Source organism: Methylobacterium sp. WL116 (genome assembly GCF_008039455.1).
In the GTDB taxonomy this organism is placed as follows: Bacteria; Pseudomonadota; Alphaproteobacteria; order Rhizobiales; family Beijerinckiaceae; genus Methylobacterium.
Genome location: NZ_VRUV01000474.1, coordinates 1 through 3,564, shown reverse-complemented (window position 1 = coordinate 3,564; position 3,564 = coordinate 1). Strand labels below are relative to the sequence as shown.

Below are 3,564 nucleotides of genomic sequence, written 5' to 3'. Positions count from 1 at the left end.
GAGGGCGCCGGCCGATTGCGCGGCGGCGCGCAGGGGGAAGGTGCGCAGGCTCCGCATCAAGAGGTAGGCCTCGAACGGCCCGAGGATCGCGCCGCCGCTCGCGCGGATCGCGCCGATCCGGGTCCAGGCGGCGTCGCGGGCGGCGGTGGCGAGCACGCCGGCGATCACGTCGGAATGGCCGTTCAGGATCTTGGTGCCGGAATGCATGACGAGGTCGGCGCCGAGCCGCAGCGGCCGGGTGTGGAACGGCGAGGCGACGGTGGAGTCGACCGCCAGCCGCGCCCCGGCCGCATGGGCGATCTCGGCCGCGGCGGCGATGTCGGTGACCGTCCAGAGCGGGTTGCCGGGGGTCTCGATCCAGACGAGCTTGGTCCGGCCCGGCCGCATCGCGGCGCGCAGGGCGTCGAGGTCATCCATCGCCACGAAATCGAGGTCGAGCCGGCGCCGCGGCGCCTCCTCGCGCAGCCAGCGCTTGAGGGCCCAGTACATCACCGCCGGCGCGACCACGTGGTCGCCGGGCTCCAGCGCGCCGAACACCGCCGTCGCCGCCGCCATTCCGGAGCCGAACAGCATCGCGGCCGGCGCCTCCTCCAGCATCGCCAGCACGGCTTCCGCCTCGCGCACCGTCGCGTTGTCGGGCCGCGCGTAGGAGAAGCCGGAGGAATAGCCGTTGTCGGGGTCGCGGATGAAGGTGGTCGAGACGTGCAGCGGCGCCACCACCGCGCGGGTCACCGGCTCGACATGCCCCATCGCCTGGGCGGCGAGCGTCCGCTTCGACCATCCGGCGGCGCGAGGGTCGGCGTCGTCCGTCGGGTTGCGTGAGGTCATGGCCGCGTCCGATGTTGCGTGGCGGGAGATCGTTCGACGGTCCGGATTCGGCTCGCGCCGCGTCCCTTCCCTTCATCGTCCCTTCCCCGCACGAGGGGAGGAAGACGCGCGGGTTTCCTATAGCCTCCGAACGCCGCGGCTGCCACGATCCGGGCCGGGGCCGCCTCCGAGGTCCCCGTCGGGTTTCGTCCATGCAGACCGCCAGCCGCGCCGCGTCCACGCAAGCCTCGTCCACGCAAGCCTCGTCCACGCAAGCCTCGCCGACGCGGGTTCCGATCCGCCCGGCCCTTCCCTGGTGGCTGCGCCTGCCCGCCGCGATCCTGCCGGTGGGTGCGACCTCGCTCATTGGCGGGCTGTCGACGGCCCCCGAGATCGACGGGTGGTACGCCGGCCTCGCCAAGCCCGCCTTCAACCCGCCGAACGCGGCCTTCCCGATCGCCTGGACGATCCTCGACGTGCTGATGGTCGTCTCAGCTTGGCGCCTGCTCGGCGCCCGCCCGGCCACCGGCCCGTCGCGCCGGGGCTGGTGGCTGGCGATCGCCGCCTTCGGCGTGCAGCTCGCGCTCAACGCCGCCTGGACGCCGACGTTCTTCGCCCGCCACGCGCTGGGTGCCGGCCTGGTGGTGGTGGTGGCCCTCCTCGTGATGATCCTGTGGACGATCCGCCTGAGCTGGCGGATCGACCGGATCGCGGCGTGGCTTCTGGTGCCCTACGCCGCCTGGGTCGCCTTCGCGTCCCTGCTCAACGCGGCGATCTGGCGGCTGAACTGACGCGGCGCGCCGGCACCCCACGCCCCGGACCGTGGGGCCAAAAAATCCTCGCCGTCCGGCGTGGCGCCCCGGCCCGGCCCGATGCTGCCGTGCACCCATGCCCGCCGGTGACCGGCCCCGGTTCGTCGGCGTCGGCGCCTCCGGGGCCGAGGGCCTTCGCGACATCCGGGCGCTCCTCGTCGCCCTCCCGGCGCCGCTCCGGGCCGTCCTCCTCGTGCTGCTCCGCCCCTGGGACCGGCCGAGCCACCTCCGCGCGATCCTGGCGCAGGCCTGCCCGCCCCCGGTCCTGATCGCGGACGCGGGCGAACGCTTCGAGCCGGGCCGCATCGACATCGGCGAGCCGGCCCGGCACCCGATCCTGGCCGACCGCAGCTTCGGCGAGATCGTCGCCGACCCGATGCGGCTGCACGGCAACCGCACGGTCGACCTGCTCTTCCATTCCGTGGCCCGGCACGGCCGCGGGCGGATGATCGGCGTGGTGCTGTCCGGCTCCCTCGACGGCGGCGCCCGCGGGCTCGCCGCGATCCATCGCGCCGGCGGGCTCACCATGGTGCTCACGCCCGAGCCGCCGCCCCGCCACGGCATGCCCGAGAGCGCGATCGCTCGCGACGGCCCGATCGCCACGATCGGCAGCCCGAGGACGATCGCCGCGGCGATCGCGGCGGAGGCGGCCGAGGGCGCGGTCTGCGACGTCGCCAACGACAACGGCGCCGGCCAGGTCGTGCTCTCGGGCGACCGGGCCGCGGTCGAGCGCGCCGTGGCGCTCGCGCAGGCGCGCGGGATCAAGCGCGCGGTGATGCTCAACGTCTCGGCACCGTTCCACTGCCGCTTGATGCAGCCCGCCGCCGAGGCGATGCGAGCGGCGCTCGACGCGGTCACGCTCAACCCGCCGGCCGTGCCGCTCTACGCCAACGTGCTCGCGGCGCCGGTCTCGGATCCGGATGCGATTCGCCGAAACCTCGTGGCGCAGGTGACCGGAACCGTGCGCTGGCGCGAGAGCATCGCGGCCATGGCGGCGGCGGGCGTCGACGCGTTCTCCGAGATCGGCTCCGGCAAGGTTCTGTCGGGCCTCGTCAAGCGCATCGCGGCCGGTGCCGCGGCGGTGCCGGTCGGCACGCCGGACGACGTCGCCGCGTTCTCCGTGGCGTGATCGAGGCCCGCGCGCGCCTTCCTTCTCCCCTCTGCGGGAGAAGGTGGCCCGCGAAGCGGGTCGGATGCGGGGAGCGACGCCTCCGGATACGGCGCTCCCCTCCCCCGACCCCCGCTGACGCGGGGGCCACCCTCCCCCGCAGAGGGGGGAGGGAGGTGGCGCGTGTTTGTCGCCCTCGTCGCGATCCTCGTCGCCATCCCCCCCCTCGCCCTCTGGCGCTTCGCCGCCGCGCTGCCGCCCCTCGACCTGGCGCAGGCGGACCTGCGCTCCACCATCGTGGTCGACGCCCGCGGGACCCTGCTGCGCCCGTTCGCGACGCCGGACGGGCGCTGGCGGCTGCCGGTGACGGCGGCGTCCGTCGACCCGCGCTATCTCGCGATGCTCACGGCCTACGAGGACCGGCGCTTCGCCGACCATCCCGGCATCGACCCGGCGGCGACGCTGCGCGCCGCGTGGCAATGGCTGGCGCACGGACGGATCGTCTCCGGCGGCTCGACCCTGTCGATGCAGGTCGCCCGCCTGGTCGAGCCGCGCGCCGAACGCTCGCTCGCCGCAAAGCTGCGGCAGATGGTCCGCGCGGTCGCGCTCGAGCGGCGCTTCGGCAAGGCCGGCGTGCTCGACCTCTACCTCGCGCTCGCGCCCTATGGCGGCCCGGTCGAGGGCGTGCGGGCGGCGGCGCTCGCCTATTTCGGCCGCGAGCCGGCCCGGCTCTCGTTCGCCGAAGCCGCCCTCCTCGTCGCCCTGCCGCAGGCGCCCGAGACCCGCCGGCCGGACCGCTTTCCCGCCAACGCCCGCCGGGCGCGGGACCGGGTGCTC

General features: G+C 75.2%; 4 protein-coding genes. 3 read left to right on the top strand and 1 reads right to left on the bottom strand.

From position 1 onward, the window contains the following. The coding region (locus FV223_RS22985; RefSeq protein ID WP_147729161.1) for an aminotransferase class V-fold PLP-dependent enzyme at positions 1-828 on the bottom strand (828 nt) is incomplete at its 3' end. 191 nt (positions 829-1,019) lie between these two features. On the opposite strand from FV223_RS22985, the gene FV223_RS22980 reads away from it, so the two are divergent. The 3 genes from FV223_RS22980 to FV223_RS22970 form a co-directional block, all read left to right on the top strand. Beyond that, complete coding sequence (locus FV223_RS22980; RefSeq protein ID WP_147729160.1) at positions 1,020-1,598, top strand: TspO/MBR family protein; 579 nt, start codon at positions 1,020-1,022, stop codon at positions 1,596-1,598. A 97-nt stretch (positions 1,599-1,695) separates the two neighbouring features. Next, positions 1,696-2,748, top strand: a complete 1,053-nt coding sequence (locus tag FV223_RS22975) for a chemotaxis protein CheB (RefSeq protein WP_147729159.1) — start codon at positions 1,696-1,698, stop codon at positions 2,746-2,748. Between the two features lie 162 nt (positions 2,749-2,910). After that, the coding region (locus FV223_RS22970; protein ID WP_246689768.1) for a transglycosylase domain-containing protein at positions 2,911-3,564 on the top strand (654 nt) is incomplete at its 3' end.